This window comes from Variovorax nivicola (genome assembly GCF_051216475.1).
Classification (GTDB): domain Bacteria; phylum Pseudomonadota; class Gammaproteobacteria; order Burkholderiales; family Burkholderiaceae_C; genus Variovorax.
In genome coordinates this window covers 105,604-122,458 of the sequence record NZ_JBPJZK010000008.1, presented here as the reverse complement: position 1 = coordinate 122,458, position 16,855 = coordinate 105,604, and the positions used below count along the sequence as shown (strand labels likewise).

The 16,855-nt window shown below is 63.8% G+C and carries 14 protein-coding genes, 1 pseudogene and 1 riboswitch; of the genes and pseudogenes, 5 read left to right on the top strand and 10 right to left on the bottom strand.

Annotation, left to right across the window (positions count from 1 at the left end):
• Positions 1-7: 7 nt before the first annotated feature.
• Positions 8-1,225: a dienelactone hydrolase family protein gene (locus tag ACSFBF_RS27440; protein WP_435472484.1), complete on the bottom strand. Its 1,218-nt coding sequence runs from the start codon at positions 1,223-1,225 to the stop codon at positions 8-10.
• 33 nt (positions 1,226-1,258) lie between these two features.
• Entirely contained in the window at positions 1,259-1,756 is a 498-nt protein-coding gene (locus tag ACSFBF_RS27435; protein WP_435472482.1) for a GNAT family N-acetyltransferase, read from the bottom strand.
• A 47-nt stretch (positions 1,757-1,803) separates the two neighbouring features.
• Here ACSFBF_RS27435 and ACSFBF_RS27430 point away from each other — a divergent pair, with 47 nt between their 5' ends.
• Positions 1,804-2,463, top strand: coding sequence for a DedA family protein (locus ACSFBF_RS27430; RefSeq protein WP_435472480.1), 660 nt, complete (start codon positions 1,804-1,806; stop codon positions 2,461-2,463).
• Between the two features lie 84 nt (positions 2,464-2,547).
• On the opposite strand, the gene ACSFBF_RS27425 is transcribed toward ACSFBF_RS27430, so the two are convergent.
• The 3 genes from ACSFBF_RS27425 to tsaE form a co-directional block, all read right to left on the bottom strand.
• Complete coding sequence (locus tag ACSFBF_RS27425) at positions 2,548-2,835, bottom strand: glycine zipper domain-containing protein (protein ID WP_435472478.1); 288 nt, start codon at positions 2,833-2,835, stop codon at positions 2,548-2,550.
• A gap of 151 nt (positions 2,836-2,986) precedes the next feature.
• Positions 2,987-4,453, bottom strand: a complete 1,467-nt coding sequence (locus ACSFBF_RS27420; RefSeq protein ID WP_435472476.1) for an N-acetylmuramoyl-L-alanine amidase — start codon at positions 4,451-4,453, stop codon at positions 2,987-2,989.
• The gene (gene tsaE, locus ACSFBF_RS27415; protein WP_435472474.1) at positions 4,450-4,956 is read right to left on the bottom strand and encodes a tRNA (adenosine(37)-N6)-threonylcarbamoyltransferase complex ATPase subunit type 1 TsaE; all 507 of its coding nucleotides are present in this window, start codon (positions 4,954-4,956) and stop codon (positions 4,450-4,452) included. Before tsaE ends, ACSFBF_RS27420 begins: the two co-directional genes overlap by 4 nt.
• Here tsaE and queG point away from each other — a divergent pair.
• Positions 4,942-6,015: a tRNA epoxyqueuosine(34) reductase QueG gene (gene queG / locus ACSFBF_RS27410; RefSeq protein WP_435472472.1), complete on the top strand. Its 1,074-nt coding sequence runs from the start codon at positions 4,942-4,944 to the stop codon at positions 6,013-6,015. The two genes, tsaE and queG, sit on opposite strands and share 15 nt — an antisense overlap.
• Before the next feature lie 4 nt (positions 6,016-6,019).
• Here the strand turns inward: queG and arsC are convergent, their stop codons facing one another.
• The 5 genes from arsC to ACSFBF_RS27385 all read right to left on the bottom strand — a co-directional run bounded on the left by arsC (position 6,020) and on the right by ACSFBF_RS27385 (position 11,563).
• On the bottom strand, positions 6,020-6,400 hold the full coding sequence (gene arsC, locus ACSFBF_RS27405) for an arsenate reductase (glutaredoxin) (RefSeq protein ID WP_435472470.1): 381 nt from the start codon (positions 6,398-6,400) through the stop codon (positions 6,020-6,022).
• Between the two features lie 24 nt (positions 6,401-6,424).
• A complete protein-coding gene (locus tag ACSFBF_RS27400) occupies positions 6,425-7,111 on the bottom strand; it encodes a glutathione S-transferase family protein (RefSeq protein WP_435472468.1) in 687 nt (228 codons plus the stop codon).
• Between the two features lie 32 nt (positions 7,112-7,143).
• Entirely contained in the window at positions 7,144-7,659 is a 516-nt protein-coding gene (locus ACSFBF_RS27395; protein WP_435472466.1) for a 6,7-dimethyl-8-ribityllumazine synthase, read from the bottom strand.
• A 99-nt stretch (positions 7,660-7,758) separates the two neighbouring features.
• Positions 7,759-7,919, bottom strand: a riboswitch (FMN riboswitch).
• Positions 7,920-8,017: 98 nt separating this feature from the next.
• A complete protein-coding gene (locus ACSFBF_RS27390; RefSeq protein WP_435472812.1) occupies positions 8,018-10,207 on the bottom strand; it encodes a TonB-dependent siderophore receptor in 2,190 nt (729 codons plus the stop codon).
• A gap of 261 nt (positions 10,208-10,468) precedes the next feature.
• On the bottom strand, positions 10,469-11,563 hold the full coding sequence (locus ACSFBF_RS27385) for a DNA glycosylase AlkZ-like family protein (RefSeq protein WP_435472464.1): 1,095 nt from the start codon (positions 11,561-11,563) through the stop codon (positions 10,469-10,471).
• A gap of 476 nt (positions 11,564-12,039) precedes the next feature.
• Between ACSFBF_RS27385 and ACSFBF_RS27380 the strand changes: the two genes are divergently transcribed.
• The 3 genes and pseudogenes from ACSFBF_RS27380 to ACSFBF_RS27370 all read left to right on the top strand — a co-directional run bounded on the left by ACSFBF_RS27380 (position 12,040) and on the right by ACSFBF_RS27370 (position 16,608).
• Positions 12,040-12,309: a hypothetical protein gene (locus tag ACSFBF_RS27380; RefSeq protein ID WP_435472462.1), complete on the top strand. Its 270-nt coding sequence runs from the start codon at positions 12,040-12,042 to the stop codon at positions 12,307-12,309.
• An 86-nt stretch (positions 12,310-12,395) separates the two neighbouring features.
• Positions 12,396-12,709: pseudogene (locus ACSFBF_RS27375) on the top strand (IS3 family transposase); the annotation flags it as partial.
• Between the two features lie 134 nt (positions 12,710-12,843).
• Positions 12,844-16,608: a hypothetical protein gene (locus ACSFBF_RS27370; RefSeq protein WP_435472460.1), complete on the top strand. Its 3,765-nt coding sequence runs from the start codon at positions 12,844-12,846 to the stop codon at positions 16,606-16,608.
• The last annotated feature ends 247 nt before the right edge of the window (positions 16,609-16,855 follow it).

The following is a 16,855-nucleotide window of genomic DNA, read 5'->3' as shown; positions in this document are numbered from 1 at the left end:
GTCGTTTTCAGCGCGGCATCAGGGTGTTCGACGGCAGTGTCTCGTCCAGCAGCTTGCGCGCCGTTTCGATTCCCGCCACCGGCAGCAGCTTCGCATCGAGCAGACCCACCTGCACCAGCACGCTGGCCTGGTCCCAGTAGATGTGCTCGTGATAGAGCTTGTTGCCGCGGAACTTGATGACCGCGAGCAGCGGCACTTCGACGCGCTTGCCCGTCGGCGCGACGCCAGGGAGCATCCACGGGATCTCGGTGGTGTGGGTGAAGCTGAAGAGCAGTTCGTCGACCACCTGCGTGGCGCCCACGGTGCGCGAGATCGAGGTGAGCGTGGTGTCGGGCGGATTGCTGTTGACGAAGTGGTTCGTATAGAAAGCGTGCAGCGCCTTGTAGCCCACGCCGCCGGTCATGGTCGGGATGTGGTTGACGTACGGCTCGGCCACCATGGTCGACATGGTGTCGTCGACGTTGCGGGTGCCGAACTCGTATTCGCAGTGCTTGTCCCACAGCGCCGAGAGGTCGTAGTGCGGGCCGATGGCGTCCTTCAGCGTGGCGATGCTGCGCTCGTGCGCCATCAGGGCCGAGGGCTTGTGGAAGTGCTCTCCGCCGGCGCGCGCGAAGGCGTGGTCCATGCCGGGGTACACATACAGCGAGATGCCTGGTCGGCCCTTGAGCGTGGCGACGATGCGGTCGCGCGCCTCGGGTGGGCAGAACTTGTCGAGCTCGGCAACGTGCAGCGTGAGCGGGCGCTTGATCTTGTCGGCCTCACCGAGTGCGGCGTCGATGCCCACGCCGTAGTAGCCGACGGCAACGTCCGCATCGGTGCGGCAGGCTGCCAGGTAAGCCAGCTTGCCGCCGAGGCAGAAGCCGAGCACGCCGACTTTCTTCGAGGGCACCTCGGCGCGGCCACGCAGCGCGTCGATGGCGGTCTGCATGTCTTCCATGCCCTTGGCCTCGTCGAAGCCGCCATAGAGCGCGAAGGCGCGCTGCCAGTCGGCTTCGCTGTAGCCGAGCTCCACGTTCGGTTCCTGGCGCCAGAACAGGTCGGGCACGAGCGCCACGTAGCCTTCTTCGGCGTAGTAGTCGGCCACCTCGCGCATCGTGTGGTTGATGCCGAAGATTTCCTGCGCGATCACCAGGCCCGGGCCGGTACCGGCTTCGGGCAGGGCGAGGTAGCCGCGGAAGGTGCCGCTGTCGTCGGCGGCTTTCATCTGGATGTACTGGCCTGTCATCGTGTGTTTCTCCGGGGTGGGGGTAAGTAAGTCTTATGGCTGCTGCAGTTGCTTGAACATGACGAAGGCATCCACGAAGCCATGCTGCGGATGCCTGAAGGCGCCGGGCAGCGTGCCGACGATGGCGAAGCCCAGCTTGCGCCAGAGGCGCACCGCGCCTTCGTTGGTGGACACCACGAAGTTGAACTGCATCGCGCGAAAGCCCATGCGCACGGCCTCCTGCTGCGAGTGTTCGCACAGCGCCGATGCCACGCCCAGGCCGCGCGCGGACTCGGACACCACGTAGCCGCAGTTGCTCACGTGCGAGCCGTGTCCGGGCTGGTTGGCCTTGATGACGTAGGTGCCGAGCACCGCGCCCTGCGCGTCGCAGGCCACGAAAGTGGCGGCGGGCAGGTTCATCCACGCATGGCGGGCCTCGGCTTCGGTGACGTCGGTCGCGAAGGTATAGGTGTCGCCACGGCGGAAGGTGGGTTCGAGGACGGACCAGATGGCCGGCCAGTCTGCGTCGGTGGCAGCGCGTATGTGCAGCATGGGGTGATTCACAGGGCGTTCGGTTTCAACAAGGATAATCCGCGGCCATGGAAATCATCAGCTTTCTCGTCGACTTCGTCCTTCACGTCGACAAACATCTCGAGGCCTTTGTCATTGCCTATGGCTCCTGGGTCTATGCCTTGCTGTTCCTCATCGTCTTCGTCGAGACCGGTGCGGTGGTGATGCCGTTCCTGCCCGGGGACTCGCTGCTCTTCATCGTTGGTGCGCTGTGCGGCGCAGGGCTCATGAGTTATCCGCTGGCCTGCGGCATTCTGATTGCGGCGGCCATTCTGGGCGACCAGTGCAACTATTCGATCGGCCGCTACTTCGGGCCGAAGGTGTTCCAGTGGGAGAACTCGCGCTTCTTCAATCGCAAGGCCTTCGACCAGGCCCACGGCTTCTACGAGCGCTACGGCGGCATCACGATCATCCTTGCGCGCTTCATGCCGTTCATTCGCACCTTCGCGCCCTTCGTGGCCGGCGTGGCCGAGATGAGTCGCGCGAAGTTCACCATGTTCAACGTGGTCGGCGCGCTGATCTGGGTGCTGGGCATTGCAACAGCGGGTTACTTCTTCGGCAATCTGCCGTTCGTGCGCCAGCATCTCGACAAGATCATCTGGGCGCTGATCTTCGTGCCGGGGCTGCTGGCGATCTTCGGCGCGTGGCGCGCCTCGAAGGCCGAGAAGGCACGCGCGGCGCAGGCCTGACGGCCGCTTCGCCTCATTGATCGACCAACAAAAAAGCGCGCCACTGGCGCGCTTTTTCGTTCAGGCCGTATCTCAGTACGTATCTCAGTAGTTCGGCCCGTTGCTCGGGTAGTAGCCGCTGCCTTGCGGATAGCGCTGCTGGTTGTAGTAGTTGCGTTCGTCGGCATTGCGGCCGACCTGGTTGCCGATGATGCCGCCGATGGCCGCGCCACCCAGCGTGCTTCCGGTGTTGCCGCCGATGGCATGGCCCACCAGCGCGCCGCCCACAGCGCCCACACCAGTCCCGAGGTTCTGGTTAGGGCCGCTCGCGCAGCCTGCAATCGTCATGACCGAAGTGGCTGCGAATGCAGCGATCCAGAGACGTGTGTTCATGATGTCCACCTTTCGAGGAGTGATGAGTCATCATGTCCAGAAGGCCAACGGCTCCTGTGTAGGAGCCTGCCGCGCCTGCCTGTGCGGACTCGTGGGCCGCACGGCGTGGGACAGCAGTGCACGCTTTGGCTTTACAAAGCCGCGCGGCCGATCAGAGTTGCCGGCTGCGCGCCAACGGTGGGTTCTGCGCAAAGTAGCGCTGGATGCCGCGCATCAGCGCATCGGCCAGGTTCTCCTGGTAGTCGACGCGGCGCAGGTTGGCTTCTTCTTCCGGATTGCTGATGAAGGCGGTCTCCACCAGCACGCTCGGGATGTCCGGCGCCTTCAGCACTGCGAAGCCAGCCTGTTCGACCTGGCCCTTGTGCAGCCGCGCGCCGATGTTCTTGATCTCGCCGAGCATCGCGCCGCCGAGCTTCAGGCTGTCGTTGATCTGTGCGGTGGTGCTCATGTCGAGCAGGGCGCGCTGCACCTGCGCCTCGTGGCCACCGACGTTCACGCCGCCGACCTTGTCGGCATCGTTTTCCTTGTTGGCCATCCAGCGTGCCGCGCTGCTCGACGCGCCGCTCTGGCTCAGCGCGAACACGCTGGCGCCGCGCGCGGCGGGCGTGGTGAAGGCATCGGCATGGATGCTCACGAACAGGTCGGCCTGTACGCGCCGCGCCTTCTGCACGCGCACACCCAGCGGCACGAAGAAGTCGGCGTCGCGCGTGAGAAAGGCGCGCATCGGGCTGCCGTTCACGCTGCTCGCGTTGATGCGTTCGCGCAGCCGGTGCGCCACTTGCAGCACGATGTCTTTCTCGCGCGTGCCGTTGGGTCCGATGGCGCCGGGGTCTTCGCCGCCGTGGCCAGGGTCGAGCGCCACGATGATGATGCGGTCGGTGCGGCTGGCCGTGGCGGCGGTGCTGCTGCTGCCGCGTGTGGCGGCCACAGGGGGAGGGGGCGTCACGGGCCTGACGGGCGCAGTGCCCACCACGGGCGGTGGTGGCGCGATTAGCACGGGTGGCGGCGTCTGCGGGCCGGGGCGCATCGACTGTTGCGCCATCAACTCACCCAGCGGGTCGGCCGCCGGCGCGGCCGGGGCCGAGGGCACGACGCCGGCCACTGCCGGAGCGTTGTTCGTGTTGCTGCCGCTGCCCGCGCGAGGCGCATCGCGCAGACGCTCGGCAATCAGCGCTTCCATCGGGTCGATCGCCTGCTCGGGGTACAGGTCGAGCACCAGCCGGTGCTTGTACGCGGCCACGGGCGCGAGCGAGAACACCTGCGGCACGACGGCCTGCTTCAGGTCGAACACGATGCGCACCACCTTCGGCGCGTTCTGCCCGACGCGCAGGCCATTGATGAACGGGTCGCCCGGCTTGATCTTGCCGACCAGCTCGCGCAGCTCGGGGCTAAGGTCGATGCCCTCGATGTCGACGGCAAGCCGCGGCGGGCTGCCTACCACGAGCTGCTGCGAGTTGAGCCGTGCATCGGACTCGATGGTCACGCGCGTGTAGTCGGCGGCGGGCCACACGCGCACGGCGAGGATGGTGGCGCCGCGGGCGATCTGGTGCACGCCGAGCATCAGCGCAATGCTGCCGCCCTGCAGCAGCACGCGCCGTTTCAGGCCGGTCGCCTTCATGCGGCGATGCGCGCCAGCAGATCGCTGCCGCGAGGGGTGTTCGCGAGGAGGGTCACGCTGCGTGTGTCGTCAGTCATTGCTTCTATTTTAATAGCGAGGTCGGCAACCGGTGTGCGGCCCGCGGCGTTCTCCGGCCATTCGGCCAGCTTGAGGCCCGGTCCCGCGAAGATGTCGCGGAAACCGGCGTCGTCCCATTCGCGCGGATCGGCGAAGCGGTAGAAGTCGAAATGGAAGATCTGCAGGCCGTCGGGCGCCTCGTGGGGCTCGACCACTGTGTAGGTGGGGCTCTTGATGCGCCCCGCGATGCCGAGCGCGCGCAGCAGGTGGCGTACGAAGGTGGTCTTGCCGGCCCCGAGGTCGCCATGCAGCGCAATGAAGGCATCGCGCAATGCGGGCGAGGACGCCAGGGCCAGCGCGAAAGCGTTGGTGTCGTCCTCGCTGCGCCAGCGCAGGCTGCGGGCGTTCTGGGTCGTTTCTACAATCGGCAAGTGATCGTCAGCCATCCACTCGTTGTTCGTATTCAGGCTTTGGCCCGGGAACTCGGATTCTCCCAAATCGGAATCGCGGGCGTCGATTTATCGAGCGCCGAGGCCGGTCTGATGCAATGGCTGGCCCATGGGTTCCATGGCGAAATGCAATACATGGCAACACACGGCACGCGCCGCGCCCGTCCGGCCGAGCTGGTGCCGGGCACGGTGAGCGTGATTACCGCGCGCATGGACTACCTGCCGCGCAGCACCGAACCCGAATGGCAGGCCATCGAGTTCGACCGGCTCACGCGGCCTGGCGAGGCCATCGTGTCGGTCTATGCGCGGGGCCGCGACTATCACAAGGTGCTGCGCAACCGGCTCGCGAAGCTGGCTGAGCGCATCGCCGAAGAGGTCGGCCCCTTCGGCCACCGAGCCTTCACCGACTCGGCCCCCGTGCTCGAAGCCGAATTGGCCTCGCGCAGCGGACAGGGCTGGCGCGGCAAGCACACGCTGGTGCTCGACCGCGACGCGGGCTCGATGTTCTTCCTGGGCGAGATCTACGTCGACATGGAACTGCCGCCGAGCGAGCCCGTCACGGCACACTGCGGCAGCTGCAGTGCCTGCATCGACATCTGCCCGACGAAGGCCATCATCGCGCCGCAGCGGCTGGATGCACGGCGCTGCATCTCCTACCTGACCATCGAGCACGGCGGCCCCATTCCGCTGGAACTGCGCCCGCTGATGGGCAACCGCATCTACGGCTGCGACGACTGCCAGTTGATCTGTCCCTGGAACAAGTTCGCGAAGAAGAGCGAGCTGCCCGACTTCGATGCGCGCGAAGGGCTCACGGGGCGCACGCTGGCCGAGCTTTTTGCGTGGACGGAAGAAGACTTTCTGCGCCGCACCGAAGGCAGCCCGATCCGCCGCATCGGGCACGAGCGCTGGCTGCGCAACATCGCCGTGGCGCTGGGCAATGCGGCGAGGGTGGGCGAGGGCGGTGCGCAGGAGGCGCTGGCGACACGCGCCGAACACCCAAGCGAACTCGTGCGCGAACACGTCGCGTGGGGCCTGGCGCAGCAGGCCACGAGCTGACGCTTCAGGCTGGAAGGATCTCGCGTACCCGCTCCCACGGCCGGCACATCAGCGTGCCGCGCGGCGACACCACGATGGGCCGCTGCAGCAAGATGGGGTGCTCGACGATGGCGTCGAACAGCTGGTCGTCGGTCCACTTCGGGTCGGCCAGCTTCAGCTCTTCGTATGGCGCTTCCTTGGTGCGCAACAGTTCGCGCGCGCCCATACCCATCGCCTTCGCGAGCTCGCGCAGCTTCTTCTTCGGCGGCGGCGTCTCCAGGTACAGGACGATCTCGGGCTCCACGCCGCTTTCGCGGATCAACGTCAGCACGTTGCGCGAGGTGCTGCAGTTGGGCTTGTGGTAGATGGTCATCGGGTAGACGGTGGTCGGTGTGCGTGCGGTCATGGTGTCGATGATAGAAAACAGGACTCAGCCTCCCGGAGCGCTCGGGTCCATCGTGAAGGGAAAACGCGCCGCCCAGAGTTCCGCCAGCCGAGGGTCGGCGTCCACGCGGCGCACTACCCGGGCCATGCGCGGCGCCACGCGGTAGAAGCGCCTGCGGCCCGGCGTCCAGCGCGACATCACGGTCACGTACAGGTCGAGCATGCTCAGCTTCTCACCGAGAAGGTAGGGCGCGGGCTCGTCGATCTGCGTGTCCATCAGGTGCCAGCAGTGCGCGATGCGCTCGGCAGAGCGTTCGAGCATCGTGGCCTGTGCGGTGGGGTCGGGCACGAGGCGCTGCGGGTCGTCGCGTACCCAGAACAGCGAGTAGATGGCCGCCGGCAGGTAGACCATCCAGCGCAGGTAGCGTGAGCGCAAGGGGTCATCCAGCGCGGGGCAGAGCCCGGCTTGCGGATAGCGGTCGCCGAGCCAGATCAGGATGGCCGCGCTCTCGGTCATCACCTCGCCCGAAGGCAGCACCAGCGCGGGCACCTGGCGCATCGGGTTGACGCCCGACACGCGCTCGCGCTCGGCCTCGCTTTCCCAAGTGGCGACATCGACGGTATCGACCTGCGCGCCGATCAGCGTCAGTGCGGCGTGTATCGGCGTGGCGCCCGAACCGGGCGCGCCGTAGAGGGTGTAGCGGTCTTCGCGGGCGGATGATGAAGAACTCATCCGCCCAGATTACTGCAGGCTCGCGCCTGTTGTCACGCAGCAGCCAGCAGCGCGTCGACCTTCTTCAGCCCTTCGAGCGTCTTGAAGCAGGCCTCGGCCACTTCCGTGCCCTTGACCGCGAAGTGGCGGTGGAAGTACTTGCGGTGCTCCACGTGCTCGTGGAAATGATGCGGCGTGAGCACGGCCGAGAAGATCGGCACATCGGTTTCCAGCTGTAGCGACATCAGCGTGCTGACCACCGTGTTCGCGACGAACTCGTGGCGGTAGATGCCGCCGTCGACCACCAGCGCGCAGCCGATGATGGCCGCGTACTTGCCCGAGTTGGCGAGCCGCTTGGCGTGCAGCGGAATCTCGAAGGCGCCCGGCACGTCGAAGATGTCGATGAGATCGCGTGCCACGCCGAGCCGGTCCATTTCTTCGAGAAAGGCGTCGCGCGCCTGGTGGACGATGTCGGAATGCCACTGCGCTTCGACGAATGCGATGCGCGTGCCGCGCGGCGAACCCGACGCGGTAACGGCAGAGAGGGGAAGGTCGTTGATCTGACTCATGGTGTGCCTCTTGAAAGCAGGTTTCCTGAATCAGGGCGCACGAAACCGCAGGGCAACCTGCGCGCACGGCAAAGCAATGCGCGCGGGCGGGCCCGCATTTCGCGCTCTCTTTCATCCGGACTGTGACCGTCGGCTTCGGAATCGCACCGAAATCTGCTGACCCTGGAGCTTGTTGCAAGCTCCAGGCGCTCGCGGGCTTGTGCAGCCTTTCAGCCGCCATTACCGCCGGTGGGGAATTGCACCCCGCCCTGAGAACGCTTGCCGCCCGGCGAACCGGACAACGGCGCGATTCTAGGAGTCAGCCACCGCACGAGCCTGTCGCCCGCGCGGCAGACCTTCGCCCGAGCAAGGATTTTCTTCAGAAGCGATACGTGGCGGCCGCAGTCACTGTACGGCGCTGGCCGTAGAAGCAGTCGCCGCGCGCCAGGCAGGTGGTGATCTGCACCTTGTCGGTCAGGTTGCCCACGTTGAGCGACAGGCGCAGCGGGCCGTTGTCCCAGGCGAGCATCGCGTCCAGCAGCGTGACTGAGGGCACGCGGTTCGCGTCCATGCCGTCCCACGACGGACCGAGGTAGCGAACGCCGCCGCCCACCGAGAAACCAGACACACCGCCGATCGCGAAGCGCCGCGTCACCCAGGCCGATGCCGTGTGCTTCGGCACGCCCGAGATGCGCTTGCCGAGGTCGCTGCCGTTGCTGCGCGACACGCGCGCGTCAGTGTAGGCGTAGGAGGCGATCCAGTCCCAGTCGCGCCCGATGCTGCCCTTGTATTCGAGCTCCAGGCCCTTCACGTGCACCTCGCCCAGCTGCACGCTGTTGAGCGGGTTGGTCGGGTCGGTGGTCTTGCGGTTGGTGTCGCGCAAGTCGTACACGGCGGCCATGAACGAGGTGCGCTGGCCTTCGGGCTCCCACTTCACGCCGGCCTCCCACTGCTTGCCGCGCTGCGGCTTGAAGGGCGTGTTGTTCACGTCGACCCCGCCCAGTGGCAGGAACGACTCGGCATAGCTCAGGTACGGTGCCCAGCCGCCATCGGCCAGGTAGACCAGACCGGCGCGCTTGGTGGTGGCCTTGTCGTCGGCGGCCGCGGCGGGGCGGCCTTCGGTGTCGGTGGTGGCCTTGTCGTGGCGCAGGCCCAGCAGGCCGATCCAGCGGCCATACTTGACCTGGTCTTGCACGTAGATGCCGGCCTGCTTCTGCACTACCTCGGGCTGGCGCGTGAGGAAGGCGGGCGGCGTGTAGTTGCCGTACACCGGTGCGTACACGTCGAGCGCGCCGGCCCGGCCGCGGCCCGAGAGCTTGGAAGTCGTGTTGCGCTGGAAGTCGGCGCCGACGAGCAGCGTGTGCTCGACCTCGCCAGTCTTGAAGTGCGCCTCGGCCTGGTTGTCGACCAGCAGCATCTTGCCGCCGTTGATTTCGCTGCTCAGGTCGCGCTCGATGGTGCGCTGGTCGGCGTTGAACACCGGCCGCGCCGGGCGGCCCGTGAGCCGGTTGGCGGTGAAGCTGGTGTACGAGGTGTTGTAGTGCACCTTGCTCTCTGTCGAGCGCAGGTTCTGCCGGAACGTCCACGTGTCGTTGAAGCGGTGGCTGAACAGGTAGCCGAGCGAGGTGTTGCGCGTGTCGTAGCGGTCGAAGCCCGGTTCGCCGGTGAAGGTCGACGTGGGAATCGGCCCGTAGAGCGAAGGCAGCCGCGTGCCCTGCCATGGGAAGAAGCCGATCAGCGAACCGCTCTTGTCCTTCTGGTAGAGCGCCTGCAGCGTGAGCGAGGTGTCTGCGTTCGGGCGCCAGGTGAGCGAGGGCGCGAGCAAGATGCGGTCGTCGGGCACGTGGTCGACCTGTGTGCCGCTGTCGCGGTTCACGGCCACAAGGCGGTAGAGCCACTTGCCCTCGGCATCGATAGGCCCGGTGAAGTCGGCCGCGACCTGCTTGCGCGAGTTGTTGCCCAGTTGCAATTGCACCTCGCGCTGCGTTTCCGCTTGCGGCCGTTTCGAGACGAGGTTGAGCACGCCGCCGACGCCGCCCTGGCCATAGAGCACCGACGACGGACCGCGCAGCAGCTCGACGCGCTCGAGCATGTACGGGTCCGGCTTGGTCGAGTTGTAGGTGCCGTAGGTGCGCTGCAGGCCGTCGAGGTATTGCACGGCATCGCCGCCGCGCACCTTGAACGAGTCGACGCGGCTGTCGAAGTAGCTCGACACCACGCCGGCCGTGTAGTTGGTGGTTTCGCGCAGCGTGAGCGCGCCTTGCGCTTCCATCTGGTCGCGGGTGACGACCGAGATGGCCTGCGGCGTTTCGATCAGCGGTGTGTCGGTCTTGGTGGCGGAGCCGCCGCGCCTGGCGACGAAGCCTGTCACGGGGCCGGTCGCGGTCTCGCCCGCATCGCCCGATACGGTGACGGTGGGCAGCGCCCTGCGGGGCTCGCCGGCTTCGTCCTTTTCTTCGGCATAGGCCGCTGGTACGGCGGCGCTCAGCGCCACGGCGGTGGCCGCGAGCGTGGCGCGGCGGGTGTGCGAAAGGCGCCACGTCGGGCGGTGATGCTTCTTCAATGTCATGTGCAGCTTCTCCTGGTCCTGCAGTAAGGGGAGTGGCTGCGGCACGCGGCGGGGGCGTGCCATGGCTTCTCGGATTCGGTTCAATCCGGACGAGCGCAACCGGCGGCTCGCTCAATTCAGGCTGGCGGCCGGTGGGTGTTGTGGATTTTTCTTGCGTCGTCGGGGGCAGCCGTTGCGGCTGCGGTCTTCGTTCCTTCGAAGACGGCTGGCGCGCCCGTGGCGGGCGGCTGGCTGAGCGGCGGAATTATAGGAAGAAAGACATCAGCGCCCCGCGAGAAACTGCGTCATGCGCTGCAGTTCATCGTCGAGCGCCTCGCGGAAAGTCGCGTCGCGCGGCTTCTTGTCGGCATAGCCGAAGGCTGGTTGCAGTCGGCCCTCGGGCGCACTGACGTTGGCCCAGCCGATCACGCGGTCGTGCCACAGCATCGGCAGCGCGTAGTAGCCGAACTGGCGCTTGGGCGCGGGGGTGTAGGCCTCGAACTTGTACGTCCAGTCCCAGAGCAGTTCGAAGCGGCGGCGGTCCCACACGACGGGGTCGAAGGGCGCGAGCAGGCGCACCGCGTCGTCGGGTGCGTGTCGGCGCGAGGCCGGGTTCTCGTCGGCGGGCCAATACCAGGTCGTGCCGTCGATGCGGCAGCTCGCGAGCAGTTCTTCGCGGGCGATGCGCAAGGCGGCTTGCGTCTGCGCGGAGAGATGCGGCGCGCCATAACCGAGCAGGCGCACGAGGTAGGTGAGGCTCGCGGCCGGCAGTGGCGCATATTTGCGCACCACCAGCTCGATCAGCGCGGCGGCGCGTTGCGCGCGGCCGGCGGGGCTGTCGTCGGCGGGCTGGTGCGTCACGGCTTCATAGACGCGCGTGCCGCTGTCGCGCCGCACCACGCGCAGCATGCCGCGGTAATGCATCTCGTCGAGCAGATGCGTGGTCGCGTTGCTCGAGCCACCCCAGTAGTTCTTGATGCGGCCGTGCGCGAAGTGCTGCTCGACCTGTCGTGGATGCACCGGGCCGTGTTCCTGCACGTAGGCGAGCACATCGGCCGCCTTGCGCCGCGTGTCGGCATCCCACGCGCGCTTGGCTTCGCGCGGGTGCATCAGCGTCAGGTGTTCGCGCGGCAGGAAGCCGTAGTTGACGAGGCAGTCTTCCTCGACGGCGAGGCGGGTGTAGCGGCTTTCGAGATCGCCCGCGCGGTAGTCCTTCACGCGGTGGCGCAGCGTGAGGTCTTGCGCGCGAGCGGGGGCGCGGATCGGGTCGGCCTGTACGAAGCCCAGGTGCCGGATCGCGGCGGGCAGCGTCGTGGGCTTGAAAAGGGTGCGCGCCACCGCGTAGCGGCGCAGGTCGTCGAGGGTCGGGGCAGGCATCTGCGGATTGCAGCACAGGCGGCGGACTTTCGCTTTGCTGCGTTGTGCGTTGGGCTCTGTTGTCGTTCAGGGCGCGCTCACGCCGACGGGGTACCTTGCTCCGCGAATGTCCTCCGCCCTTCGGGCTCCCCCTTTATTTCGCTGCGTAAGGCACCCCATCGGCGTGAGCGTTCAGCGCCGCTGCGGAAGCTGTATTTGTTGGCAGTCTCCGCGACTTCGTGCTGTAGCAGCGGCTACTTTGCCGGGTTCTTCTCTAGAGTGAATGCCCCTGTCACTCAACACCCCACCAAGGGGAGAAGAAAGGCGCAACACACCCGAGTCACTCAGATGTTTGAAGGCTGCTTGCCTCGCGGCAGGTCGTCGGTGCGAAAGCAGCGATGCAGATGCGAGGTATCAAAAGGCGACGGCCGAGGTGTTATCAGCACCCCGACCGTCTAACCAAGTTCGTGCACCACCTTGGAAGGAACCGCACAAAAATGGCTACCAAGACTATAGCCCGGCCTCGCACGCCGGTAGCTTCCGAAGACAACGCCCAAGACCCGGCGGATCTTCTCGAAAACACCCTCTCTCAGCTCGAGGCTCTACTGTGGGTCTGCCACGGGGAAGACATCGACTGGTGCAGCGGTGATGGGCCTCGACGGCTGGACAACCTGCTTTGGCTCGCTGCTGAGCTTGCTCGCAAGGCCGGAGAACTGTTTCAGATGAGCGAGAAGGCACGACGTGGGGCGCCTGAGGCCGGCGGCTAGCGGCCGGTCCGCGGGCTGCGGATTTCGCGGCTCGCCCGGGACGGGGCTTTGGAGCGTCCGTCTCCGTGATGGAGCGAATTCGGTTCAGGAGCGCCCAGTACGTCGGCATCCGCTACACCGAGCGGCCGACTGAGGTTGGCATCGAGCCGTCCGTGGGCAGCAAGAGCGAAAGCTATGACAACGCCTTGGCTGAGACCATCAACGGCTTGTACAAGGCCGAGTTGATTCACCGCTGGGCGCTAGGAAATCTAAAGAAGCTCTCGAGTTCACCACGCTCGAATATGTGTTGGGGCTCAACCACCAGCGCCTGTTCGAACCCACCGGCTATATCCGACCTACAGAGGCCGAGGCAAACGACTACCGGCAACTCGCCAATCAGGTCACAGTGGTGGCGAGCTGACTTAGGCCAAGCAGTCTCCGCGAAATCTCGGGTAGTTCACTCCTTTTTACTCAGACCCAGAGATAGCATTGCTCGACGAAACGCGGTCATGTTTATGCTGCTTCGACGATTCGTCGACAATTAAGGAGGAGTGGATGGAAACAAGCATTTTCACGCCAGACATCGAGCGCCTCGGCAAATTGAAAATCCAGGAGGCAACGGAAGTATTTGGACGTCTTCTTTGGTGCGAAGCGGCGCGGCTAGGCCTAGTCAACATCGTTGTTTCGGGCGATGTCAATTCTGCGGACGGCGGCATTGATGCCAAAGCAGAACTGGTTGGCGGCAAGGGCGGTCACTCATTTCACTATCAGATCAAGACAGGCACTTCCTTCAAGCCATGGCAGCCCGCCGCCATCACGAAGGAGCTCTTCGGAGATGCCAGAGCGAGACCTTCACGATCAGGGCTTGGTCCCGCAGTACGGCGCTGCATGAACAATGGCGGGACCTATGTGATGCTCGCGTTGGGTCACGACCTGCTTGCGGAGAATCACTCCCTCGCCGTGGAGTTGATCTCGGAGTCGTTCAAAAAATGCGGGTACAAGAACCCGCGTGTCCAGGTTTGGGGTTCGCGACAAGTGGCAAACATGCTGGAGCGATATCCATCTCTATGTCTTGACCTCGGCGCGATGGGCGACCTTCGGTTTCAGACCGTATCGTCTTGGGCCATGAACGGCGACATGACGCCCAAATTGTCACTTGGCGAGATGCAAGAGCAATTCATTACTAGACTGCAGACCTTACTCACAGGTCCTGACGTCCAGCATGCACGCGTTGTCGGCGAGCCAGGCATCGGAAAGACGCGGCTAGTTCTAGAAGCCATCCAGAAACTGCGTACATTGGCTGCTAAAGCCATCTATGTCCCATCCGCAGAACTGTTTCAAACGAGCAGGTTGTTCTTCGAGTTGCTAAAGGAGGACCGCGAGTATTCCGCTGTTTTGGTCGTTGACGAATGTGATGACGATGAGCGCGCTTCGATATTCAGAGCCTTGAAGGGCAGAACGCGCATCAAACTGGTCACGATCGACCACGGTCCTGAGACTTCAGCTGATTCGCTCATGGAGGTGTTGAAATTCCCGCCGCTTGAAGATGCGCAGATCGAAGCGATTCTTCGTCAGTACATCGGAAAGTCTGTCCATGCACGCAACTGGGTCTCCTGGTGTGAAGGTTCTGCTCGCGTGGCTCATGCCGTCGGCGACAACCTGAAGCGAAATCCGGGTGACATCCTAAAGTCCCCTGCAGTGGTTCCGATCTGGGAACGGTTTGTCCTGGGCTACAGCAAGGCGAGGGGGGAGGCCGCCGATCGACTTATGACGATCGTGAGGCACATTGCCCTCTTTCGCAAGTTCGGCGCCAGGAGGCCTGTTGCTGCCGAAGCAGACTACATCGCACAGCTGGCTGGACGTATCGATCCGGCCATCACCAAGAGCGCGTTTGATCTCGCAGTCGATAAGCTTGCAGAACGCCGCATCCTGCAAGGCAGTCATACCCTGCGGTTGGTCCCGAGAGCCTTACATGTCCACCTCTGGAAGCAATGGTGGCAAATCCATGGTTCCAGAGTCGACCTGGCAGCCCTCATGGACGAGATGCCAGAGACCCTGCGCAAGTGGTTTCTGGACATGATGATTTATTCAAATGGGGTTCCGTCTGCTCAAGCGGCCATCAAAGAAGTACTGAGTGCTAAGGATGGGCCATTTACCTCGATGGAATTCGTCGCTACCAATAGTGGCTCTAGGTTTCTCACAGTCATGGCGGAAGCCGATCCAGCCGCTACTCTGGCGGTACTGCAGCGGACAGTCGGCGCCGCGTCGCGGGCGGAGGTCAGGCGCTTTGGTGACGGCAGACAGAATCTTATTCATGCGCTGGAAAAGATCGCGGTCTGGTCGCAACATTTCGCTCCAGCAGTCAGGTTGCTTGCACATCTGTGCTTTGGCGAATCAACTACCTATTCCAACAATGCAAAAGGAACACTTATTGGCTTGTTCGTCTTAAGAGGTGGCGCCACCCAGGCCAATCCTCTTGACCGCCTTGCCTTCGCGCAGGAGTTAGTCAACGATGCGGATGACTTCAACCGCCGTCTCGGGCTGGAACTTCTCAAAGCCTTCCTGACCGATAAATCGAGAACACGCATCATCGGTGTTGAATACCAAGGGCTTGCTCCCGAGATCGAATTTTGGGAGCCGAAGTTGTGGAGTGACCTTTTCGATCCAAGAAAGATGGCTTTACGCGGGTTGCTTGCCTCCTCCAAGCCAAAGGACCCGGAATGGCAAGCGGCCCTTTCCGAAGTCATCATTGAAGGTGCTGATGACCTCCTTCGATCCAAGGAGGCTTCAGACTGGGCAATATCTGTTCTGCGTGAGCATCTGAACTTCCCCGGTGGCAACCGCGAGGTGCTGACCAGAATGCTCATCAACCGGGTCAAACGTCCTTACAGTGGCACTCCGCCGAATGTCACCGAGGCGTTAAGCGCTATCCTGGATGCGACCGAGACGGGTTCGTTCTCAAGCCGCTTTGATCGCTTTGTCACATACGATATCCACGAGGAGAACTACAGCGTTAGTTCGTCAGGCGAGTACATTGAGTCGGATGTGCCCACCAAGCGCGTAGAGGCACTCGCCAGGGAGTTCGTCGGCTCACCGGCAATTAGGCGCGAGAGCTTAGAGACGGTCATGCGCTCTCCAGGTCCACGCGCCAGTTCATTTGGGCGATTCGTTGCGCAGATGTCCTCTGAGGTAGTCAACCTCGACGATGAGATCTTCACCTGCGCGGAAATCCTGCAAGACGACGTTGGCAACTTCTTCCTGAGCGGTTACCTAGAGGAGATCAAGGGCTCTGACCGTGTGCGGTGGGAAGTTCACGCATTGCGATTGCTCGCAGACGAGAAACCGGCTACATGGAAAATCCGCGCCGTTGTATTCAGCGGTCTGTCGCCGAAAGTTACTGAGAGGTTGCTGGACCTGTTTGCTACTGGCTCAGTCCATGCATTCTATTTCCAGAACATCGGCTGGAATTTCGGTGAGACCGACCTTACCTCTGACCAGGTTCAATCGATCTGCTCTCGCCTTGAGAAGAGTGGCGACCCCGAAGCAGCACGGGCAGCAGTGCAAATCGTCTCGTCACGCTTTGCACGCAAGCAGACAGATTGCTCAGCTGAACTTCTGTGGTCACTGCTGATGAATCCCAAGGTCTTCGAGCGGCACGACGACCATATGACGTCCTACTACTGGAAGACCTTGGCTACAGCGTTCAGGACGCGCCATCCCGAGCGCGATCTTGAGTTATTGGCAGGGATTCTTACAGTTCACTGCAACTCGTACAGCACTCACTCTTACGGTGGCGTCTTCGAGACGGTCGCCGAGATTAGCGAGGCGCGCCCCAAGGATTGTTGGCCACTGGTAGGCCAAGCGCTAGAGACCAGCGAGGCAAGTTGGACGATTGCCCATTGGCTCGGCGAAAACTATCGTAGGGAAAATTCACCTAAAGGGGCGACTCGTCCACTTCTTCCGATTGATGCCTTTGATCCTGAACAGATTCTCTGCTGGCTTTCCGAAAAACCTTCACGCTCCGAACTAATCATGGAGGCGATTCCCAGATCCCTGGAGCCCGGCGCGGGCGGCGAACTGGCGCGGGGCTTCATCGATTTCTTTGGTGCGCGGAGCAAGGAAGCGCGCAGCCTGATGGGGTATTTCGAGAGTGGCACACGCTGGGGCCCAGATTCAGCTTACTACGCCAAACGACGCGACAGCGCTCGTATCTGGATCGAGGCGGCCTCGCCTGCTGTACGTGAGTGGATCGGTGAGTGGATCGACTATCTTTCGAATCGCATTGAACAGGCTCGCATCGCCGAAGAGCGAGAGTTTTGAAGCAATCGATACTTCGGTCTCAAAATTAGGCGGCGCCGAACATTTCGGATTTTGGCCTGAGCTGCCAGTTCTCGACGGCGCCTGGCAGGCGCCCCTCAGCGCGAGTGGGCGCCTCAAGCTGATGGCTGGCAACGGCTGGCGCCCTGACTGCTCGTAAGCCTATCCTGCGAGTCCCCCAACTCAATAGGAGACCATCGTGGAACCACGGGCAATGTTGCTCATCGTGAGCCGCGAAACGAGGGCAAGC